This window comes from Plantibacter sp. lyk4-40-MEA-4, from assembly GCF_030209415.1.
GTDB lineage: Bacteria > Actinomycetota > Actinomycetes > Actinomycetales > Microbacteriaceae > Plantibacter > Plantibacter flavus_A.
In genome coordinates, this window is record NZ_JARVSA010000005.1 from 282,131 (window position 1) to 302,580 (window position 20,450).

At 68.9% G+C, this 20,450-nt stretch carries 22 protein-coding genes and 1 tRNA gene; 9 read left to right on the top strand and 14 right to left on the bottom strand.

All coding sequences use genetic code 11. The features are described from left to right. Positions 1-189 precede the first annotated feature (189 nt). The 3 genes from QRN44_RS11235 to QRN44_RS11245 all read left to right on the top strand — a co-directional run bounded on the left by QRN44_RS11235 (position 190) and on the right by QRN44_RS11245 (position 3,018). Positions 190-870 (top strand): DedA family protein, encoded by a 681-nt coding sequence (locus QRN44_RS11235; RefSeq protein ID WP_285039167.1) that lies wholly within the window; start codon positions 190-192, stop codon positions 868-870. Positions 871-1,003: 133 nt separating this feature from the next. After that, positions 1,004-1,969 carry an App1 family protein phosphatidate phosphatase gene (locus QRN44_RS11240; RefSeq protein WP_079003898.1) on the top strand — a complete coding sequence of 322 codons (966 nt, stop codon included), beginning with the start codon at positions 1,004-1,006 and terminating at the stop codon, positions 1,967-1,969. 8 nt (positions 1,970-1,977) lie between these two features. Continuing rightward, the gene (locus QRN44_RS11245; RefSeq protein ID WP_121290982.1) at positions 1,978-3,018 is read left to right on the top strand and encodes an FUSC family protein; all 1,041 of its coding nucleotides are present in this window, start codon (positions 1,978-1,980) and stop codon (positions 3,016-3,018) included. A gap of 62 nt (positions 3,019-3,080) precedes the next feature. Here the strand turns inward: QRN44_RS11245 and QRN44_RS11250 are convergent, their stop codons facing one another. Both QRN44_RS11250 and QRN44_RS11255 read right to left on the bottom strand, forming a co-directional pair. Continuing rightward, on the bottom strand, positions 3,081-3,635 hold the full coding sequence (locus QRN44_RS11250) for a YceI family protein (RefSeq protein WP_064295582.1): 555 nt from the start codon (positions 3,633-3,635) through the stop codon (positions 3,081-3,083). Positions 3,636-3,739: 104 nt separating this feature from the next. After that, on the bottom strand, positions 3,740-4,912 hold the full coding sequence (locus tag QRN44_RS11255; protein ID WP_285039168.1) for a glycoside hydrolase family 3 N-terminal domain-containing protein: 1,173 nt from the start codon (positions 4,910-4,912) through the stop codon (positions 3,740-3,742). A gap of 116 nt (positions 4,913-5,028) precedes the next feature. On the opposite strand from QRN44_RS11255, the gene QRN44_RS11260 reads away from it, so the two are divergent. Next, complete coding sequence (locus QRN44_RS11260) at positions 5,029-6,198, top strand: aggregation-promoting factor C-terminal-like domain-containing protein (RefSeq protein ID WP_285039169.1); 1,170 nt, start codon at positions 5,029-5,031, stop codon at positions 6,196-6,198. A 9-nt stretch (positions 6,199-6,207) separates the two neighbouring features. Here QRN44_RS11260 and QRN44_RS11265 read toward each other — a convergent pair whose 3' ends face one another. Then, positions 6,208-7,065 carry a UbiA family prenyltransferase gene (locus QRN44_RS11265; RefSeq protein WP_285039356.1) on the bottom strand — a complete coding sequence of 286 codons (858 nt, stop codon included), beginning with the start codon at positions 7,063-7,065 and terminating at the stop codon, positions 6,208-6,210. A gap of 55 nt (positions 7,066-7,120) precedes the next feature. Here QRN44_RS11265 and QRN44_RS11270 point away from each other — a divergent pair, with 55 nt between their 5' ends. The 3 genes from QRN44_RS11270 to QRN44_RS11280 are packed head-to-tail and all read left to right on the top strand — an operon-like array spanning position 7,121 to position 10,118. Then, complete coding sequence (locus tag QRN44_RS11270) at positions 7,121-8,248, top strand: type III polyketide synthase (protein WP_285039170.1); 1,128 nt, start codon at positions 7,121-7,123, stop codon at positions 8,246-8,248. After that, entirely contained in the window at positions 8,248-8,964 is a 717-nt protein-coding gene (locus QRN44_RS11275; protein WP_285039171.1) for a methyltransferase domain-containing protein, read from the top strand. The genes QRN44_RS11270 and QRN44_RS11275 overlap by 1 nt, the downstream gene beginning before the upstream one ends. Beyond that, positions 8,961-10,118 carry an FAD-dependent oxidoreductase gene (locus QRN44_RS11280; RefSeq protein ID WP_285039172.1) on the top strand — a complete coding sequence of 386 codons (1,158 nt, stop codon included), beginning with the start codon at positions 8,961-8,963 and terminating at the stop codon, positions 10,116-10,118. The genes QRN44_RS11275 and QRN44_RS11280 overlap by 4 nt, the downstream gene beginning before the upstream one ends. Positions 10,119-10,139: 21 nt before the next feature. Here QRN44_RS11280 and QRN44_RS11285 read toward each other — a convergent pair whose 3' ends face one another. Continuing rightward, on the bottom strand, positions 10,140-11,630 hold the full coding sequence (locus QRN44_RS11285; protein ID WP_121290995.1) for a DHA2 family efflux MFS transporter permease subunit: 1,491 nt from the start codon (positions 11,628-11,630) through the stop codon (positions 10,140-10,142). 162 nt (positions 11,631-11,792) lie between these two features. Between QRN44_RS11285 and QRN44_RS11290 the strand changes: the two genes are divergently transcribed. Next, on the top strand, positions 11,793-12,620 hold the full coding sequence (locus QRN44_RS11290; RefSeq protein ID WP_121290997.1) for an aldo/keto reductase: 828 nt from the start codon (positions 11,793-11,795) through the stop codon (positions 12,618-12,620). Positions 12,621-12,706: 86 nt separating this feature from the next. Here QRN44_RS11290 and QRN44_RS11295 read toward each other — a convergent pair. From QRN44_RS11295 to rplU, 10 genes are all read right to left on the bottom strand, one after another. Further along, positions 12,707-12,779: transfer RNA gene (locus tag QRN44_RS11295), tRNA-Ala, on the bottom strand. A gap of 107 nt (positions 12,780-12,886) precedes the next feature. Further along, positions 12,887-13,264, bottom strand: a complete 378-nt coding sequence (gene rsfS / locus QRN44_RS11300; RefSeq protein ID WP_079002329.1) for a ribosome silencing factor — start codon at positions 13,262-13,264, stop codon at positions 12,887-12,889. A gap of 55 nt (positions 13,265-13,319) precedes the next feature. Further along, positions 13,320-14,597: a hypothetical protein gene (locus QRN44_RS11305; RefSeq protein WP_285039173.1), complete on the bottom strand. Its 1,278-nt coding sequence runs from the start codon at positions 14,595-14,597 to the stop codon at positions 13,320-13,322. Next, complete coding sequence (nadD, locus tag QRN44_RS11310) at positions 14,594-15,211, bottom strand: nicotinate-nucleotide adenylyltransferase (protein WP_255376693.1); 618 nt, start codon at positions 15,209-15,211, stop codon at positions 14,594-14,596. Before nadD ends, QRN44_RS11305 begins: the two co-directional genes overlap by 4 nt. A 10-nt stretch (positions 15,212-15,221) precedes the next feature. After that, positions 15,222-15,431 (bottom strand): hypothetical protein, encoded by a 210-nt coding sequence (locus QRN44_RS11315; RefSeq protein WP_285039174.1) that lies wholly within the window; start codon positions 15,429-15,431, stop codon positions 15,222-15,224. A 49-nt stretch (positions 15,432-15,480) separates the two neighbouring features. Further along, on the bottom strand, positions 15,481-16,749 hold the full coding sequence (locus QRN44_RS11320; RefSeq protein ID WP_285039175.1) for a glutamate-5-semialdehyde dehydrogenase: 1,269 nt from the start codon (positions 16,747-16,749) through the stop codon (positions 15,481-15,483). Positions 16,750-16,791: 42 nt separating this feature from the next. Continuing rightward, positions 16,792-17,571, bottom strand: a complete 780-nt coding sequence (proB, locus tag QRN44_RS11325; RefSeq protein ID WP_121291003.1) for a glutamate 5-kinase — start codon at positions 17,569-17,571, stop codon at positions 16,792-16,794. Then, a complete protein-coding gene (gene obgE, locus QRN44_RS11330) occupies positions 17,568-19,142 on the bottom strand; it encodes a GTPase ObgE (protein WP_071260832.1) in 1,575 nt (524 codons plus the stop codon). Before obgE ends, proB begins: the two co-directional genes overlap by 4 nt. Before the next feature lie 91 nt (positions 19,143-19,233). Continuing rightward, positions 19,234-19,491, bottom strand: coding sequence for a 50S ribosomal protein L27 (gene rpmA / locus QRN44_RS11335; protein WP_056006626.1), 258 nt, complete (start codon positions 19,489-19,491; stop codon positions 19,234-19,236). 20 nt (positions 19,492-19,511) lie between these two features. Continuing rightward, a complete protein-coding gene (rplU, locus tag QRN44_RS11340) occupies positions 19,512-19,820 on the bottom strand; it encodes a 50S ribosomal protein L21 (protein ID WP_079002324.1) in 309 nt (102 codons plus the stop codon). A gap of 335 nt (positions 19,821-20,155) precedes the next feature. Here rplU and QRN44_RS11345 point away from each other — a divergent pair, with 335 nt between their 5' ends. Next, positions 20,156-20,446, top strand: a complete 291-nt coding sequence (locus QRN44_RS11345; RefSeq protein WP_175115982.1) for a DUF4031 domain-containing protein — start codon at positions 20,156-20,158, stop codon at positions 20,444-20,446. The last annotated feature ends 4 nt before the right edge of the window (positions 20,447-20,450 follow it).

Genomic DNA, 20,450 nt, shown 5'->3' on the forward strand with positions numbered 1-20,450 from the left:
ATTTTTCGCGGCATCCAGGGAAGGCGGCGCAGGTGCGGCCCGATCGGGGTGGTCATCCCCGTGGCTTCGATCCATGTCGTCGAGATCAATGGTACAGGACTCCACGCCTGTGGTCAGACCACACATCCAAGGGTGTCCTAACAGGCGTTTCCGAGCCGTTCCCACACCTGCGGCAGTAGGCTCTGAGCCGTGAACGACGTGCTCGGCTGGCTGCTCGACCTGGTGCAGAGCGTCGACCCCGTGACGCGCACGATCCTCGCCGGCGTCGGCATCATGCTCGAGACCTCGGTCCTCGTCGGCCTCGTCGTCCCGGGCGACACGGTCGTCATCGTCGCCAGCACCGCCGTCGTCGGACCCGTCCAGTGGATCTCGATGATCCTCGTCGTCATCACCGGCGCGCTCATCGGTGAGTCGGTGGGCTTCGCGCTCGGCCGCTGGTTCGGCCCGCGCATCCGTGCCAGCAGACTCGGCCGCCGGATCGGCGAGCGGCACTGGGCCCGTGCCGAGCGCTACCTCGACCGGCGGGGTGGCATCGCCGTCTTCATCTCGCGGTTCCTCCCGGTCCTGCACTCGCTGATCCCTCTCACGGTCGGGATGAGCACGATGAGCTACCGACGCTTCATCTCCTGGACGCTGCCCGCCTGCGTCATCTGGTCCTCGGCCTACGTCTCCGTCGGCGCACTGGCTGCGGGCAGCTATCGCGAGCTGTCGGACCGACTCCATTGGGCGGGCTACGTCTTCGTCGGCATCATCGTCGTCTTCGCCATCGTGGTCCTCGTCGTGAAGCGACTGCTGCAGCGGAGCGAGGAGCGACACATGCTGGCCCAGGAGGACGCGACACCACCCGACGACGGCTCGACACCCCAGTAGCAGACGACCGTCATCGCCGCGAGACGGCGGGCCGGACGCACCGGCATGACAGACTGAACGGGTGAAGGCATCCGACGATCGTCCAACGGCCTCCTCCGACGCCGCCGAGCAGATCCGGCACTTCGCCGCACGGATGGAGGACGCCGTCCAGTTGCGCCGCCAGCGTCGTGCGAGGCGGCACGGACGCGAGGCGGCGGTCATCCCCTTCACCGGCTACGGATCGACGTCCTGGATCCGTGTCCTGGCCAGGGTCGTCCTGGCGGAACCAGGCAAGACCACCGTCCAACCGCAGCAGAAGGTGCGCGGCTGGAAGAGCTTCTTCGCGCTGAGCATCGCCGACCCGACGGTCGAGGTGGAGGTCGACGGGCAGCGTCACACGGTCACGGGCGACCGAGGTGGCGTGGTCGACGCGGTGGTCCAGGTCTCGCTCACCCCAGGCTGGCACACCCTCAGACTGAGCTCGGAGGGCAGCGACCCGGTCGAAGCGCCGGTCTTCATCGTCGCCGACGACATCGAGTTCGGCATCGTGTCCGACATCGACGACACGGTGATGGTGACGGCGCTCCCCCGCCCGCTCGTCGCAGCCTGGAACACCTTCGTCCTCGACGAGCACGCCAGGACACCGGTACCAGGTATGGCGGTCTTCCTCGAGCGCACGGCGCGTGAGCACCCCGGTTCGCCGATCATCTACCTCTCCACCGGCGCCTGGAACGTCGCGCCGACGCTCACCCGGTTCCTCTCCCGCAACCTCTACCCGGCCGGCGCCCTCCTCCTCACCGACTGGGGCCCGACGCACGACCGGTTCTTCCGCAGCGGTCGCGAGCACAAGCGCAACAACCTCGACCGGTTCGCCGAGGACTTCCCTCGTCTGCGGTGGCTGCTCGTGGGCGACGACGGACAGCACGACGAGGCCCTCTACCGGAGCTTCGAGGAACGCCACCCCGACCGCGTCGCCGCCGTGGCGATCCGTCAGCTCTCCCCCGGTGAAGCGGTGCTCGCCGGTGGACGCTCGAAGGTCGGCACCCAGCACGCGGGCGCCCCCTGGGTCTACGCGGGGAACGGCGCAGAACTGCTCGACCAGCTCCACGACAAGCTCTGACGGCACCGATGTCCGTCGTCCCCGTCCTGCGCACCAGATCGCGCCTGCCCCTGCTCCAGGTGCTGAAGACGGCGCTGGCCGCCATCGCGTCCTGGATCGTCGCGATCACGATCATCCCGGGCCAGCTCCCGGTCTTCGCCGCCATCGCAGCCATCCTCGTGGTGCAGCCGAGCGTCAACCAGTCGTTCGGGAAGGCGCTCGAGCGCAGCCTCGGGGTCATCACCGGCGTCATCCTCGCGACGGCCATCGGGATCGTCTTCGGACACTCCGCCTGGATCGTGCTCCTGGCCATCGTCATCTCCATCCTGCTCGGATGGGTCCTCCGCCTCGGGCCCGGATCCGCGAACCAGATCCCGATCAGCGCGATGCTCGTGCTGTCGATCGGCGCTGCGACCCCGGACTACGCGGTCGCGCGGATCGTCGAGACCGTGCTCGGTGCGGGCATCGGGCTCCTCGTCAACGTCGTCCTCGTCGCACCGGTCCTCCTCGCTCCCGCGAAGGCGGCGGTGACCACCCTCGCGCTCGCGTGCGCCGACACCCTGGACCATCTCGCCACCTCACTCACGCGTGCGAACTCGGACGCGGAGCTGGTGGCGCTGCTCCAGGAGGCCCGCGCGCTGAAGCCCCTGCGAGACCGGGCGATCGCCGCGGTGAAGGAAGGCGATGACAGCCTGCTGCTCAACCCTCGTCGATCGAGGCACCGTGACGAGCTCGACCGTCAGCGCCTGCTGCTGCGTCGACTGGAACCTGTGGTCACGAGGACCCTCGGCATGGCGCGATCGGTGCACGACCACGACGACCCGACCCTGCACGAGGAGCCGACGGTGGCGGACATCGCCGTCGAGCTGACGCGAGCGGCCCACGATCTCCGGCTGCTCGTGAACGATCGTGCCACGTCCGACGAGCCACCGACCGAGACCGCGGAGATCCCGGCGCTGACCGCTCCCCTCGTGATCGCCCGCCCGCACCCCCAGCACTGGATCCTGATCGGATCGCTCATGGAGGACCTCCGCCGCGTACGCGACGAGATCGTCGGCGAACCGACCTGAGTCGGCCGGATGCACGAAGGGCCGGCGGAGCGATGCTCCACCGGCCCTTCGACGTCCTGGGACTACGCCTGGTGCGCGGCCTGCAGTTCGATGGTGATCGTGACGTCGTTGCCGAGCAGCACGCCGCCGGTCTCGAGCGCCGCGTTGTAGGTGAGGCCGAAGTCCTCGCGGTTGATCTTGGTGGTCGCCGTGGCGCCGAACTTGTAGTTGCCATAGGGGTCGGTCGCGAAGCCGCCGAACTCGACGGTGAAGGTGACGGGCTTGGTCACGCCCTTGATCGTGAGGTCGCCGTCCACGAGGAAGTCGTCGCCCTTGGCGCGGGCGCCGGTCGAGACGAAGTCGATCGTCGGGTAGGTCTCGGCGTCGAAGAAGTCACCGGTGCGGAGGTGACCGTCGCGGTCGGGCTGGTTCGTGTTGATCGATGCGACCTCGGCGGACGCGGTGACCTTCGTCTCGAGGGGGTTCTCCGGCGTGACGAACGTCGCGTTGAAGCGCTCGAACTTGCCCTTGACCTTCGAGACCATGATGTGGCGGATGCTGAAGCCGACCTCGCTGTGCGTGGTGTCGACCTCCCAGGTGCCAACCTTGTAGCCGGGAATCGTCAGGGTGTCGGTCATGCGGTACTCCTTGCGTCGATGTCGGCGCGCTCGCGCCACGTTCTATTCAAACGCACGGACCTGGGAGCTATTCCCACATGCCCGAGAAATTCTCCTCACCGACATCAGCGCGACATCGGCCGGAGCGACGGCAGGCCGAGCCGGACGCGGAGCAGTCGGTGCGCCGCATCGGCGACCGTCGACTCCGGAATCCTGCCGGACCGGACCGCGGCGGCGATGTCGGCCACGAGTACGGCCGGGTCGACACCGGTCGACGACGGGTCGGCCCCGAGGACGAACAGCAGCATCGTGTTCCCGGCGGCCACGGCGCGGATCGCGTTCTCCGAGGGGTTCCGGTACTCCGCCAGGCCCGTGTGCTGCAGCATGAGCATGTCGTCGGTGATCGTGATGCCGGTGAAGCCGAGATCGTTCCGGAGGCGCTCGTGCCACGCCGCCGACAGCGTCGCCGGCGCGGCGTCGACCGCCGAGTAGACCAGATGGCCGAACATCACGACCTCGGCCCCGGCCTCGATACCGGCGACGAACGGCAGGGCGTCGGTCGCAGCCCAATCCGCGGCACCGATGGCCGTCGTCGGGACCGTCGAGTGCGAGTCCCCCGGCGCCTGCCCGTGGCCGGGGAAGTGCTTCAACGTGCTGAGCACCGCGCCCCGCTCACCACGGACGGCCGCGGCCACCCGCTCCGCCGAGGCATCCGGCGTCGTCCCGAGGGCACGGTCGAAGATGAAGGAGCTCGGATCGGCGGTCTCGTCCGCGACGATGCCGAAGTTGACGGAGCAACCCGTACCGGCGAGCATGGCCGCTCGCTGGCGGAACGCCTCCTCGCTCGCAGCGGGCGGTTGCGACTTCAGGGTGTCGGCTGCGGCGAAGACGTCCTCGTCGATCCGCCGGACATCGCCGCCCTCCTGGTCGATGCCGATGAGCAGCGGCATGGTCGGGTCGGGGCTGAGGGCACTCGTCACCGCAGGCAGCCCCGCGAGGCCCGGCACGTTGTCGCCCATGATGATGAAGCCGCCCGGCTGATACCGCTCGACGAACGCCCGGAGCGTGCCCGGGTCGGTTCCTGGAGCGTGGAGCATCAGCATGGACGCGATCCGCTGTTCCAGGGTCATCGCTGCGAGTTCGGCGGCCGCACGCTGGTCGGCTGCAGCCGGAGTCGTGCTCGTGGGACGGTTCGTCGGCTTCGAGGACCCGGGCCCCGTGCACCCGGACAAGCCGAGGACGGCACCCGCCGCCATCGAGGCGCCGACTGCGAGAAACCCTCGTCGTCCCAGCTGCACCGGCCCACTCTAGGCTCGGATCTTCCATGCAGGCTGGGCGTCGCTCCCGGTGTGGCAGGAGTGACGAATGTGACATCGACGGCTACACTTGCGTGGGTGACCGCCAGGATGGACGCATGCGCAAGCCGCTGACAGCCCTCTCGCCCCGCTCGAGGGGCGTCTCGCGAGCCGCAGCCCTCGGAGCCGCGCTCGTCATCGCGGTGTCGGTCGCGAGCCCGGCGGCCGCGGTGACCCCCACCTCGTTCCGGACCGCCGACTACCCGAGCTGGGACGACGTCCAGGCGGCCAAGGCGAACGAATCGACCGCTCAGGCCGAAGCCGACCGGATCGTCTCCCTCCTCGACGGTCTGCGCGACGAATCCGCCCGGCTCGGCGACGAAGCCGTCCGCCAGGGTGCGGCGGCAGGTGAAGCGAAGGCGGCGTTCGAGGCGCAAGCCGCCGTCGCCGACACCATCAGTGCGCAGGCGACGGCCGCGGCGTCGGGAGCGGCATCGAGCAAGCGTCAGGCCGGCGCGGTCATCGCCCAGATGACCCGCACCGGCGGCGTGGATCCCACGCTCTCCCTCGTCCTCTCCGGTGCGGCTGACGACGACCTCCTCTCGAAGCTCAGCGCGATCAGCAAGCTGAGCGAGACCTCGGCGCAAGACCTCGCGTCCGCGACCGCCGCGAGCAACACGGCGACCGCGCTCGCTGAGCAGGCGACGGCGGCGGAGACCGAACGTCAGCGACTCTCGGAGGCGGCTGAGGCCAGCTACGAGACGGCGCAGTCCGCGAGCGACGCCGCCGATGCGGCGGTCGCCGAGCAGCAGGCCAATCGCGACCGGTTGTACCAGCAGCTCGCCGTCCTCAAGAACACCACCGCGGCGGTCGAACAGGCCTACGCGCAGAGCCAGGAGGCGATCGCCGCAGAAGAGCAGCGACGCAACGAGGCGACCGGTGGCGAGGGCTCCACGAGCGCTCCGCCGCCGGACCTGGCAGCCGACCCGGCCGGCGCGAAGGCGTACGCGCAGTCCGCGATCGGCGCCTACGGCTGGGGTAGCGGAGAATTCCAGTGCCTCCTGCAGCTCTGGACCCGGGAGTCGAGCTGGCGCGTCAACGCCTACAACGAGTCCAGCGGCGCCTACGGCATCCCGCAGTCCCTGCCGGGGAGCAAGATGGCGAGCTCCGGCGACGACTGGCGGACCAATGCGGCGACGCAGATCAACTGGGGCCTGAATTACATCGACAGCCGCTACGGCTCCCCCTGCGGCGCATGGGCGCACTCCGAAGCGACCAACTGGTACTGACGCCCCGTCTCACCCGACGTCGGCGACACCGAGGTTCGTCCCGGCCACCGCCATCACCACGGTGACGAGCAGGGCGGCCCCGATGATGAGTCGGAAGAGCAGCCGATCCGGCGCGCGGGTTCCGACGAGCACGAGCCCCCACACGACGAGCGCGAGGACGCCCACAGCGCCCAGCACCCCGACGATCGGCGGTGCGATGGGCCTGCCGACGAAGATCCCGCTCTGTCCGAGGACGGCGACCATACCTGAGACGCCGAGGGCGATGAAGGCCGTCCGACCGGCGGTCCGCGCGCCGAGCCGGTGCGGCAGACCGCGGACCCCGGTCCGCAGGTCGTCCTCGAGATCGGGTAGGGCGTTCGTGAAGTGGATCGCAACACCGAACAGTCCACCGACCGCGAGCGTCCACGCGGCCGGCACGATCGGCGGGACCGCAGCGAAGGTGACCACGGCGGGCAGTGCGCCGAACCCCACGATGAACGGGACGACCGACCAGGCCGTCGACTTGAGGCCCAGGTTGTACGCCCACCCGCACACCAGGAAGAGCAGGTGCGAGGCAGCCGACGCCCAGCCGAGGGATGCCGAGAGCGGAATGCTCGCCGCACCGGCCAGCAGCGCCGCCGCCCGGACTGCCGAGACGCTGAGGTCGCCGCGTGCGACCGGTTTGTCCTGTCGACCCGAGCGACGATCGCGTCTGGCGTCGAGCCAGTCGTTGGACCAGCCGATCGAGAGTTGTCCGACGAACACCACCACGGCGAGCAGGGCCGTCCGAAGGGGTGGCAGGCCGACGGCCGATCCGAGCACGACGGCGAGGACGGTCACCGCGACGGTCGGTCCGGGATGGGAGGACGCGAACAGACGACGGACCATGGAGAACACCGCCTCAGCTTAGGGTGACACCCTTGCCACGGCGGTACACTGCAGCATGACCGTCTCCGTGAGGGCGATCGGCGTGGCCGTTCCTCAGACCATCCTTCATCAAGACGAGATCAGGGATGTGTTCCGCGACCAACCCGGGCGGACCCGACTCGCCCAGCGTCTCATCGGCGCGGCGTTCGACGCGTCCGCGGTCGACACCAGGCACACCGTCATCGACGCCTTCGACCACGAGGTCGAGACGACCACGGCCGCCTTCTACGACGCGGAGCAGCGGCAGGTGCTCTCCCAGCCCACCGGCGTGCGGAACGACGCCTACATCGAGCACGCTCCCCCGCTGCTCCTGGAGGCCGCACGACGGGCGTTGGACGCCGCCCCCGGTCTGTCGGCGGCGGACGTCACCCACGTCGTGACCGCGTCCTGCACCGGATTCTTCGCGCCCGGCCCGGAATACCTCCTCGTGCGCGACCTCGGGCTCGACCCGGGCACGGAGCGCTACCACCTGGGGTTCCAGGGGTGTTTCGCCGCGTTCCCCGCCCTTCGCGCCGCAGAGGCGTTCTGTACAGCAGACCCCGACGCCGTCGTCCTCGTGGTCTGCATCGAGCTCTGCTCCATCCATCTCCGTTCCTCCGACGACCCCGACGTGATCCTCGGTTCCTCGGTGTTCGCCGACGGTGCTGCGGCCGCCGTCGTGACCGGCCGGGACACCGGATCCTCCGCGCCCGTGCTCGAGTTCGACGGCTGGTCCACCGCGCTCGTGCCGGACGGCGAGACGGAGATGGCCTGGACGATCGGCGATCACGGGTTCGAGATGGTCCTGAGCGGCGCGGTGCCCAAGCTGATCGGCGAGCATCTCGAGATCGCCCTCCGCCCACTCCTCGCCGCAGCCGACGACGCCCCGGTCTCGTCGATCGATCGCTGGGCGATCCATCCCGGTGGCCGGAGCATCCTCGACCGGGTCCAGCGCGGGTTCGGGCTCGACGACGAACTGCTGGCTCCGTCACGCACGGTGCTCCGTGAGTACGGCAACATGTCGAGCGCCACCGTGCTCTTCATCCTCCAGCGTCTGCTCGACGGCGCGACGGCTGACGCCGATGAACGGGTGTGCGCCCTCGCCTTCGGTCCGGGACTGACGATCGAGAGCGCGCTGCTCCGGCTCCGCGCCGGCCGAGTCTGATGCTGCCCGACCTCGGCCGCCGTGCGACGGATCTCCTCGAACTGATGGACGACCCCGACTGCGATCCCGCACTGCTGGACGCCACCTACGCCAGGTTCGCGACGGTGAACCGGCTCGTCTCGGGCTGGCGTGGCCTGTACCGGTCGCGCATCCGTCCACTCCTCCGCCCGTCCCGGACCACGACGATCCTCGACATCGGCTTCGGTGGCGGCGATGTCGCCGTGGCCATCGCCGACTGGGCGAGGGCCGACCACCTCCCCGTGCAGGTGGTGGGGATCGATCCCGACGAGCGGTCCGTGGCCTTCGCCCGTCGCCGGCACCCCGATGGCCCCGTCGCCTTCCGTCCGGCGCACAGCAGCGACCTCGTCGCCGCTGGCGAGGAGGCCGACATCGTCCTGTCCAACCATGTGCTCCACCACCTCGATCCCGCGGGACTGTCGAGCCTGCTCGCGGACAGCTCGCAGATCGCCCGACGACTCGTCCTGCACAGCGACCTCGAGCGCAACCGACTCGCGTACGCGGTCTACGGGCTCGCCACCCGTGCAGGACGACGGCGCTCCTTCCTCCACGTCGACGGGCTGCGCTCGATCCGTCGCAGCTATCGCCAGGGGGAGCTGCAGCGCGTCGTGCCGGACGACTGGATCGTCGAGCGTCGGTTCCCCATGCGACTCCTGCTGTCACAGAGCGTCCCGTCAGTAGCGGACGAGCCCCGATGACCGAGGTGCTGGTCATCGGTGGCGGACCGGTCGGCCTCGTGTCCGCGATCCTCCTCGCTCAGGCCGGCGTCGACGTGACCGTCTGGGAACGACGGTCGGACTCCCCCTCCGGCACCCGGGCTATCGGGATCCACCCGCCGTCGCTCGACCTGTTCGAGGAACTCGGCGTCCTCGACGAGATCCGCCGCGACGCGGTCCGGATCGACCAGGGCGAAGCCTGGAACGCCGGACGACGCCTCGGGGCGGTCGTGTTCCGTGATCGGCCCGTACCGCACCCCTACGTCGCCGCGCTCGAGCAATGGCGGACCGAACGGGTCCTGCGTGCTCGACTCGAGGCCGTCGCACCGGGATCGCTTCGGACGGGGACGAGCTGCACGCGGTTGACTCCGGCCGAGGACGGTGTCCTCGTGTCCGGGAACGCCGCAGATGGAACGGTGAGCACCCGCGCAGCCGTCGTGGTCGTCGCAGCAGGCGGACGCGCCGCCGTAGACGGGATGCAGGCTCCGGGCCCCGTGCACCGGTATCGGGACCGGTACCTCATGGGGGACGTCGCGGATCGGAGTGGGGCAGGTTCCATCGCCAGGGTGCACCTGCACCACCGAGGGGTCGTCGAGTCCTTCCCGCTCCCCCATGGCATGCGACGATACGTCGTGCACACCGGGTACTCGGACGGTCAGGACGCGGCCCGCCCGGAACCCACCGCGTCCGACCTCGCGTCCCTCGTCGCCGACCGCACCGGCGACGACGTCGACCCGGCGACGAACACCATGCTCAGCGCGTTCGGCGTGCTCCGTCGACGACGGAAGCGCGTCGTCGAGGATCGGGTCGTCTATCTGGGCGACGCCGCCCACGAGATCAGCCCGATCGGCGGCCAGGGCATGAACCTGGGCTGGTCCGACGCACGGGTCTTCGCGCCACTGATCGCCCGCATGACCGCCGGGCATCGCTCGACACAGCACGACGTGGCCGCGGCCGTCTCCCGCCAACAGCGCGCGATCCGTCGGGCCTCCTGGCAGGCGGAGATCAACATGCGCTTGGGACGTCCGCTGCCGGGCCCGCTCGTCGGGGTGCGGGACCTCGCGCTGCGAACCGCGCTCAACGGTCCCGCGATGCCGATCCTCGCCGACGCCTACACGATGCGCTGGCTGCGCTGACGCCGTCCGAGGTCTTCCGGTTCAGTGACCGACGTGCACGCCCGCGGAAGCTTGGTCCGTTCGCCGGATGAGGAACGACGCACCGATCGCGAGCAGCGAGAGCACGGCCCCGCACATGAACGCAGCCTGCACACCGGCCGCCGTCGCGTCGACCGCGGCACTCCCGGCCGCCGCACGAGCCGCCGCCGTGGTCGACATCATGGTGATGAACAACGCCGTCCCCGCCGCTCCGGCGAGTTGCTGGACCGTGCCGACGATGGCGCTGCCGTGCGGGTAGAGCTCGGGCCGCAGGGAACCGAGCGCCGAGGTGAGGAGCGGGGTGAACATGAACGCGAGGCCGGCGCTCAGCAGCACGTGGACGGCGATGATCATGACGATGGCGCTGCCGACGCCGAGCATCGTCAACAGCCAGAGCGCAGCACTCACGGCGAAGGCCCCGGGGATCACGAGTGGACGCGGACCGAACCGGTCGAACAGCGACCCGACCAGCGGCGCGAGAGCGGCCATCGTCAGGCCGCCCGGCAGCAACATGAGGCCCGTGGTCAGGGTGTCGACCTGGAGCACGGTCTGCAGGTAGATCGGCAGGATGATCAGCGAGCCGAACAACGCCATCATGACGATGACGACCAGGATGATCGAGACGGAGAACGAGCGGTTCGCGAAGGTGCGGAGGTCCATGAACGCGCGGTCGTCGCGGGCGAGCGCACGCTGGCGGAGCACGAAGCCCAGCAGGGCGAGGACACCGACCGTGAGGGGGATCCAGACGGGCATGAGCGCGTGTCCCTCGGCGGACTCGCCGATGCTGCTCAGCCCGAAGATGAGACCACCGAACGCGAACGCGGAGAGGACGAGCGACAGCACGTCGAAGCGGACCCGACGCGGCTCCGTCACGTTCCGCACGAGGACGGCACCGAGGACCAGCGAGGCGACGGCGATCGGGAGGACGATCCAGAACATCCAGCGCCAGTCGAGCACGCTGAGGATGAGGCCGGAGACGGTGGGCCCGACGGCCGGCGCGACCGAGATGACGATCGAGATCGCCCCCATCGTCCGGCCGCGTGCCGACACCGGCACGACGTTGAGCACGGTCGTCATGAGCAGCGGCATCATGATGGCGGTACCGCTGGCCTGGACGACACGACCGAGCAGGAGCGTGCCGAATCCCGGGGACAGCGCGGCGATGAGCGTACCGAGGCTGAACAGCACCATCGCGGTGATGAACATCGTCCGCAGGGAGAACCGCTCGAGGAGGAACCCGGTCGCGGGGATCACGACGGCCATGGTGAGCATGAAGCCGGTGGTCAGCCACTGTGCGGAACTCGCCGTGATGTCGAGGTCCTGCATGAGCCGCGGCAGGGCGACGCTCATGATCGTCTCGTTGAGGATGACGACGAACGCCGACACGAGGAGCAGCCCGATCAGGAGCTTCGACCCGGGTGGGAGGCGATCGTCCGAGGGCTTCCCGGTCGTCGGGACGGAACCGGTCGGATTCGGCACGGTTTCAGTCGTCATAGCGGTGTCATCCTTCTCAGGCCTCGGCCGTCGTGCGGGCAGACGCCTGCCCTCTCGAAAGACAAGCGCCGTGTCGTCGCGGGTATTCCCATGCGTGTCGACCGGTTACGCGCAGGGCGAAGACCTGTTCCGGCCGGACGGTTCCGGTGCCAGCATGAGGACATGACAGTTCCCACCATCACCCTGAACGACGGCCACACCATCCCTCAGCTCGGCTTCGGCGTCTTCCTCGTCGACCCGCAGGAGGCTGAGCGCATCGTCTCGGACGCGCTCGAGGTCGGCTACCGCCACATCGACACCGCCGCCATCTACAAGAACGAGGAGGGAGTCGGCGCCGCCATCGCGAAGTCCGGCATCCCCCGCGACGAACTCTTCATCACCACGAAGCTCTGGAACGACCGTCACCAGAAGGCGTCCGCTCACGCCGCCATCGACGAGAGTCTCGACAAGCTCGGGCTCGACCACGTCGACCTGTACCTGACCCACTGGCCGACCCCGGCCAAGGACGACTACCTCGAAGCGTGGCTCGCCCTCGAGGAGATCAAGGCGGCAGGCAAGGCGCGTTCGATCGGCGTGTCGAACCACCAGGTCGAGCACCTCGAGAAGCTGATCGCCGGTTCCGAGACGGTCCCTGCGGTCAACCAGATCGAACTCCACCCGGCGTTCGCCCAGCGTGAGCTGCGCGCCTCCGGTGCCGAGCACGGCATCCACATCGAGTCCTGGGGCCCGCTCGGTCAGGGCAAGTACGACCTCTTCGGCGAGCAGGCCGTCTCCGCTGCAGCAGAGGCGCACGGCGTCACGCCGGCGCAGGTCGTCATCCGGTGGCACCTGCAGAACGGACTCATCGTCTTCCCGAAGTCGAACTCGCGCGAGCGCATCGCCCAGAACTTCGACGTCTTCGGCTTCGAGCTCTCCGCCGACGAGATCGCGTCCATCGACGCCCTCGACTCGGGCAAGCGCGTCGGCAGCCACCCTGACGAGGTGAACTGACCTCAGGGTCCCGCCAAACCCAGGGTCTGACCAACGCAGAAGTCCCCGTCAGCTGTTCGGCTGACGGGGACTTCTCGGTGTTCGGGTGGATCTGAGGGGACTCGAACCCCTGACCCCCTGCATGCCATGCAGGTGCGCTACCAGCTGCGCCACAGACCCGTATTCAACTTGCTTGCCCCTGCTGTTTCAGCGGAAGCAACTTGAATAGGTTACTACATCTTGAGAGCGGTTGTGACCACTTTCGGTGCTCGGCACCGACGGGATGGTCAGTTCGCGGGCTGCGGTGCGGACGAGACCAGCGGAATCACGGGGCAGTCCTTCCACAGTCGCTCCAGCGAGTAGTACATCCGCTCCTCCTCGTGGAAGACGTGGACGACGACCTCGCCGAAGTCGAGCAGGATCCACCGCCCCTCGGACTTGCCTTCGCGCCGCAGCGTCTTCACGCCGCTCGCGTTCAAGCGGTCCTCGACCTCGCCGGCGATGGCGACGACGTTGCGCTCGCTCCGGCCGGTGACGAGGAGGAAGGCGTCGACGAACGGCAACGGACCGGAGACGTCGAGCGCGACGAGATCCTCGCCGCCCTTGGACTCGGCTGCGGTCGCTGCGAGCTGGACGGCGTCCAGTGTGGTGTCGGACAGGGTCATGTGGTGTACTCCTCTGGCGATCGCATGGTGCGCGATCGGGTGAATGCCGGCAGGGCTAGAACGCTCCGCCGAAGAAACCGATGATGAGCACCGCGATCACGCCGGCGGCGAGCACCGCGGCGGCGATCGCGAGCGTCATCAACAGTTTGTTGCTCTGGTTGGTGGTGGCCGGGACGACGTCGCGGGTGGAACCGTGGCTACTGACCGCACGACTGGCCGCGACCGGGGATGCCGCGGTGACCGAGGCCGGCAGCTCATCGCCCTCGATGAGTCGGTCGATCCCTGCACCGTCGAAGTGGTTCGGGTCCTGACCGGCGGAACCCAGTCCGCGGGGCAGATCGATGGTTCCGGTGATGAGGATCTCGCCCGTGGAGTTGGATGTGGCGCCCGCCTCGGCCTGCGCCGGAGCGACGGGGATGATGAGCGAGCTCGTGGTGATCTGCCCCGTGCTCGTCATGCCGCTTCCGAGGAGGTCCTCGAACGCGACCTCGTTGTCCGCCTGCGAGGCCTTCTCGGCCTCGAGTGCCGCGACGAGCATGGAGTCGCGCCCGAACCCCTTGGACAGGGTCGACGCGGGGTCCTCGGAGATGTCGTCGCGATCCGAGACGTCGAAGAGTGAACCGGTGGCCACCGGCGCCGCAGCGGCGGGGGTCACGGGAGGCGTCGGCGCCTCGGCCGACCGGGCCTTGGCCGCGCGCTCGTCGGCGGCGGCCCGCTCAGCGGCCTTGCGCTCTGCCGCCTTGCGTTCTGCAGCCTGCTGCTCTTCGGCCTTGCGCGCGGCGGCCTGGCGCTGCTCGGCCTGCTTGGTGGCCTCGGCTTCGCGACGTTCCTGCTCAGCAGCAGCGGCAGCCTTGGCGACCGCTTCCTGCTGCGCGAGCTTCGCTGCCTGCTGACGGGCCGCCTTGTTCTGCTTCTGAGGCGGAGCGACCACCTGATCGGGCGTCCGCGGCGGCAGGGCGACCGAGGGGACCGGCTGCTCGACCGGAGGAGCGACCGGCGCTGCCGGGGAGCCCACCTGCTCGATCGAGCCGGTGCGCTCGAGTTCTCGCAACTGACGGCGCGTGAGTCCACCGGTCGGGGCCGGAGCCGGCGCACCGGATGCCGGAGCGCTCGACGACGGCGCGGGTGACGTGGACGCTGGTGCTGGAGCGCTCCCGTCGCGCGACGTGGTCTGCCCGGGGATCGCTCCCCCGGCGACGGGTTCGGATGTCGACGCGCGTCGTGTCCGTGGCGCAGCAGTGTCGGGCGTCGCTTCGTCAGCGGACGTCGACGGCTGCTGGCTCGCTCGAGCCTGTCGCCTGGTCAGGGGCGCATCCTCTGGCAACGCGGTCATGTGGCTTCACTCCGATACAGGTGGTGCTTGGTGATGTACTGCACGACACCGTCGGGAACCAGATACCAGACCGGAAAGCCTTTGCTCACCCGGCTCCGGCAATCCGTCGACGATATCGCTAGGGCCGGAACTTCCAACAAGCTTACGTCGTGCTGTGGTAATCCGGAAACGTTCAAATCGTGTCCCGGTCTACTCACAGCGACGAAGTGAGCGAGGTCCCAGACCTCCCTGACGTCTTTCCAACTGAGGATCTGGGCGATCGCGTCGGCACCCGTGATGAAGAACAGCTCGGCATCGGGACGTTTGCGGCGCAGATCGCGCAGCGTGTCGATCGTGTACGTCGGTCCGGCTCGATCGATGTCGACCCGGCTGACGGTGAAGCGGGGGTTCGCTGCGGTGGCGATCACGGTCATGAGGTAGCGGTGCTCGCTGTCGCTCACGCCCGACTTCCGGTACGGCATGCCGGTCGGGACGAAGACGACCTCATCGAGATCGAAGTGCTGCGCGACCTCCGAGGCGGCGACGAGGTGCCCGTGGTGGATCGGATCGAACGTCCCGCCCATGACCCCGATCCGAGGACGACGGGTCGTCGTCTCGGTGACGGGCGCGCTCACGCCGGACAGCCTAGTGGCCGTGCTCGCCGTGAGCGGAGGCCGACTCGCCCTTGTCGGCGTGACGGTTGGCGACGTCGCGGTAGCTGAAGGTCACGGCGCCGAGGATGGCGAACAGCACGAGGGCGACCGCGCCGAACACCCAGGTCGGTGCGGCGAGTTCGACGGCGTGCTCCGATTCAGCCAGGACGGCGGTGGCGAAGACGGACGCGGCAATCGACATGATCTCTCCTTCTGTGCGACGCCTCGTGACGCCCGTATCAGTCTAGCGACTACCGACGGGTGTGGCCCGAACCACGCACGAGCCACTTCGTACTCGTGAGTTCCGGCAGTCCCATCGGACCGCGGGCATGGAGTTTCTGCGTCGAAATGCCGACCTCCGCGCCGAATCCGAACTCGGCGCCGTCGGTGAAACGGGTCGAGGCGTTGACCATGACGACGGCCGAATCGACCTCGGCGAGGAACCGATCGGCGTTCACCACGTCGTTCGTGATGATCGCGTCGGTGTGCCCGGTGGAGTATCGGTCGATGTGCTCGAGCGCGGCGTCGAGGTCGTCGACCACGCGCACCGAGAGCTCGAGCGACATGTGCTCGGTGGACCAGTCCTCCTCCACGGCGGGCACGACGTCGGCGAAGACCTCCCTGGCGCGTTCGTCCGCGTGGATCAGCACCCCGTGCTCGCGCAGGTCGCCGAGCACGGCGGGCAGCACGCGCGCGGCCGCAGCACGGTGGACGAGGATGGTCTCCAGCGCGTTGCAGACCGATGGGCGCTGCACCTTGGCGTTGCGGACGATGTCCACGGCCCAGTCGAGTTCGGCACTCTCGTCGAGGAACACGTGCACGACGCCGGCGCCGGTCTCGATCACGGGGACCGTCGACTCCCGGACGACCGTCTCGATGAGTGACGCGCTCCCCCGCGGGATGAGGACGTCGATCAGGCCTCTGGCGTTCATGAGCTGCTTCGCACCGTCTCGACCGAACTCGTCGATGGTCTGTACCGCATCCCCGGGAAGGCCGACGGACTCGAGTGCCGATCGCAGCAGCCCCACGAGGACCGCGTTCGAGTGTTCCGCCGCCGACCCGCCGCGGAGCACCACGGCGTTGCCGCTCTTGATCGCGAGGGCGGCGATGTCGACCGTGACGTTCGGGCGCGCCTCGTAGATCGCGCCGACCACGCCGAACGGGACGCGTACCTGCTCGAGCTTCACCCCGTCCGGAGTGTTGCTTCCGCGGACCACCTGGCCGACCGGGTCGACGATCGCGATGACGTCGCGGACCGCCACCGCGAGCCCGTCGATGCGGCCCCGGTCGAGGCGGAGACGATCTTGCAGACCGACACTGATGCCCTGCTCGCGTCCCGCGACGAGGTCGCGCTCGTTGGCGGCGATGACCGCATCCGCACCCTCGACGATCGCGACGGCGATGGCCTCGAGGGCCCGGTTCTTCTGCGCGGTGTTCGCCTGGGCGAGGACCCGGGAGGCACGCTTCGCAGCGGTGAGACGATCCGCGAGTGGCAGCACGGTGATGGTTGGCGACGACATGCGTCGATTCTACTCAGCGGCGTCTGGTGGACGCTCTCCGCGTCACGCCGGTTGGAACCAGGTGCCGAGGTGCTCACCGCGGAGGGCTGACGCGACGTTCGTGGTCGACGTCACGAGGACGGACGTCCCCGCCTCGGCGGCCAACCGGGCGGCCGACACCTTCGTGCCCGCTCCCCCGGTGCCGACGCCCGCGGAGCCGATGTCGCCGAAGGTGACGCCCGAGAGGGCGTCTCCGAACGGGACCTCCTCGATGCGCTCGGCACCCGCTTCGTGCGGCGGGCGGGTGTACAACGCGTCGACGTCGCTCAGGAGGACGAGGACGTCGGCCGCGACGAGGACCGACACGAGGGCGGCAAGGCGGTCGTTGTCGCCGAACCGGATCTCATGCGTCGCGACGGTGTCGTTCTCGTTGACGATCGGCAGGATGCGCAACCCGAGGAGCCGTTCCATCGCCCGCTGGGCATTGCTCCGGTGACTGGGGTTCTCGAGATCACCGGCGGTGAGCAGCACCTGGCCTGCGACGATGCCGAACCGGTCGAGGCTGTCCTGGTACCGGTAGATCAGCACGTTCTGCCCGACGGCGGCAGCCGCCTGCTGCGTCGCCAGGTCGCTCGGACGGGCGTCGAGGCGGAGGTAGGGCATCCCGGTCGCGATGGCGCCCGAGGACACGAGGATGACCTCGGTGCCTCGGGCGTGCGCCTCGGCCAGCGCCTCGACCAGCGCAGTGATCTGCCCGGCGTTGTCGCCACTGATCGAGGAGGACCCGACCTTCACGACGATGCGTCGCGCCGAGGGGATGCCACTGCGCTGGTGGATGGTCACCGGTCGTCGTCCTCCGTCGTGACACCCTCGTCCTGCGGTGCGTCGGCCGGCACGGAGCCGACCTCGAAGCCCTCGTCGTCGTTCCAGAGACCGGCCGCACGTTCACGGAGCAGCTCGGCACGGGCCTCGGCCTTCGCGTCCATGCGCTCGAAGTACTCGTCGCGACGCTGGTTGCGCGTCGGGCGGTGGCTCGCGTCGAGACGCGGGTCCGTTCCACGCGGCTGCGTCAGCAGTTCCGCGGTGCTCGTGAGCGTGGGCTCCCAGTCGAAGACCACACCGCCACCCGCACCGATCATCACGGTCGCACCGGCGACGGCACCGGCCTTGAAGAGCGCCTCTTCGACGCCGAGCTTCGCCAGGCGGTCCGCGAGGAACCCGACGGCCTCCTCGTTGTTGAAGTCCGTCTGCTGCACCCAGCGTTCCGGCTTCGCGCCGATGATGCGGTAGAGGTTGCCGTACGTGCCACCCTCGACCGTGACGGTGAACTTGGAGTCGTCGACCGGCTTCGGACGCAGCACGATCCGGGGCTTGGCGGCCTCGAGGGCTGCGCGGGCTCGGCTCTCCTCGACGAGCTCGCTCAACGCGAACGACAGCTGTCGGAGGCCCTCGCGCGAGACCGTCGAGATCTCGAAGACCTTGTAGCCGCGCGCCTCGAGGTCGGGACGCAGGAACTCGGCGAGCTCCCTCGCCTCCGGGACGTCGATCTTGTTGAGGGCGATGAGCTGCGGGCGCTCGACCAGCGGCGTCTGCCCCTCCGGTACCGGGTAGGCGGCGAGCTCGGCCAGGATGATGTCGAGGTCGCTGATCGGGTCGCGTCCCGGTTCGAGCGTCGCGCAGTCCAGCACGTGCAGGAGCGCGGAGCAGCGCTCGACGTGACGCAGGAACTCGAGACCGAGGCCCTTGCCCTCACTGGCGCCCTCGATGAGCCCGGGGACGTCCGCCATGGTGTAGCGGACCTCGCCGGCCTCGACGACGCCGAGGTTCGGGTGCAGGGTGGTGAACGGGTAGTCCGCGATCTTGGGTTTCGCAGCGGACATCGCCGCGATGAGGCTGGACTTGCCGGCGGAGGGGTACCCGACGAGCGCGACGTCTGCGACGGTCTTCAGCTCGAGGAGGACGTCACCTTCCCAGCCGGGCGTGCCGAGCAGCGCGAACCCGGGGGCCTTGCGCTTGGTCGAGGAGAGTGCCGCGTTCCCGAGGCCACCCTGGCCGCCGGGAGCGACGACGAACTCCATGCCGGGCTCGACGAAGTCGACGAGTTCGACGCCGTCGACGTCCTTGACGACCGTCCCGACGGGGACGGGCAGGATGAGCGTCTCGCCCTGGAACCCGTTGCGGTGGTCGCCCATGCCGAAGCCGCCGGTGTCGGAGCTCCGGTGCGGTGACCGGTGGTACCCGAGCAGCGTCGTGATCTGAGGATCGGACACGAGCACGATGTCACCACCGTGTCCGCCGTTGCCGCCATCGGGGCCGGCCAGCGGCTTGAACTTCTCGCGCTTCACGGAGACGCAGCCGTTGCCGCCGCCGCCCGCTCGCAGGTGCAGTGTGACCCGGTCGACGAATGTGACCATGGACGCTCAGCCCCTCTCTGGATCATGGAACTCGGTTGTACGACAGCAGGGGGCGGGCCGAAGCCCGCCCCCTGCTGGAAAGACGTTGTTGCTACTCTGCAGCAGCGACGATGTTGACGACCTTGCGGCCACCCTTGTTGCCGAACTGCACGGAGCCGGCCTCGAGGGCGAACAGCGTGTCGTCGCCGCCACGACCGACGTTGGCGCCGGGGTGGAAGTGCGTGCCGCGCTGACGGACGAGGATCTCGCCCGCGAGGACGACCTGGCCGCCGAAGCGCTTCACACCGAGACGCTGTGCGTTGGAGTCACGACCGTTGCGAGTGGAACTCGCACCCTTCTTGTGTGCCATCTCTTCTTCTCCTCGATGCCTTACTTGATGCCGGTGATCTTGACGCGCGTGAGCTCCTGACGGTGCCCCTGACGCTTCTTGTAACCGGTCTTGTTCTTGAACTTCTGGATGATGATCTTCGGACCGCGGAGGTTCTCGAGCACCTCGGCCGTCACCGTGATCTTCGCGAGCGACTTCGCGTCGGAGATGATCTTCTCACCGTCGACGTGGAGCACCGCGGGAAGCTCGATGTTGCCATCCTTGTCGGCCTTGACCCGGTCCATCGTGACGATGGTTCCGATCTCGACCTTCTCCTGCCGTCCTCCGGCGCGCACAACTGCGTAAACCACTACGTACCCGTTCTTTGGGGAGCGAAACGCTCCGACTGACTGTTGCTGGAAGTTACTGCTCGGAAAGGCTCGAACACGTGGGACACCTTGATGGCAGAAAACCGTTGGGCGTGGCAATGAAAACTCAATGCACACCAACGGTCGAGTTTACTTCATCGTGCAGTCCAGGTCAAACCAGCGGGCACAGAACCTCGTGACCGAGGCTGTTCCTCGCGGCTCCCACACCGGACGCACTCGACCAGTGTACCCCGGGGGCTCCTGAACGCCGGCCGGGTGCCCGGCGCGTCCGAGCGCGGACGGGAATCACGCGAGGGACCCGATGGTTGGATGGAGGCATGACGGTGCTCATCGATCCCCCGCTGTGGCCGGCGCACGGCACGCTCTGGTCCCACGTGGTGAGCGACAGCTCCCTGGAGGAGCTGCACGCCTTCGCCGGACGCACCGGGCTCCCGCCGCGATCGTTCGACCTCGACCACTACGACGTCCCCGCCGAGCGCCACACGTCGCTCGTGGCGGCCGGCGCCGTCGCGGTGAGCGGCGGCGAACTGGTCCGTCGACTCATCGCCAGCGGCTTGCGCATCACCGCACGCGAACGGCGCGCCTCCCGAGGAGACGCGCCGTCCTGATACG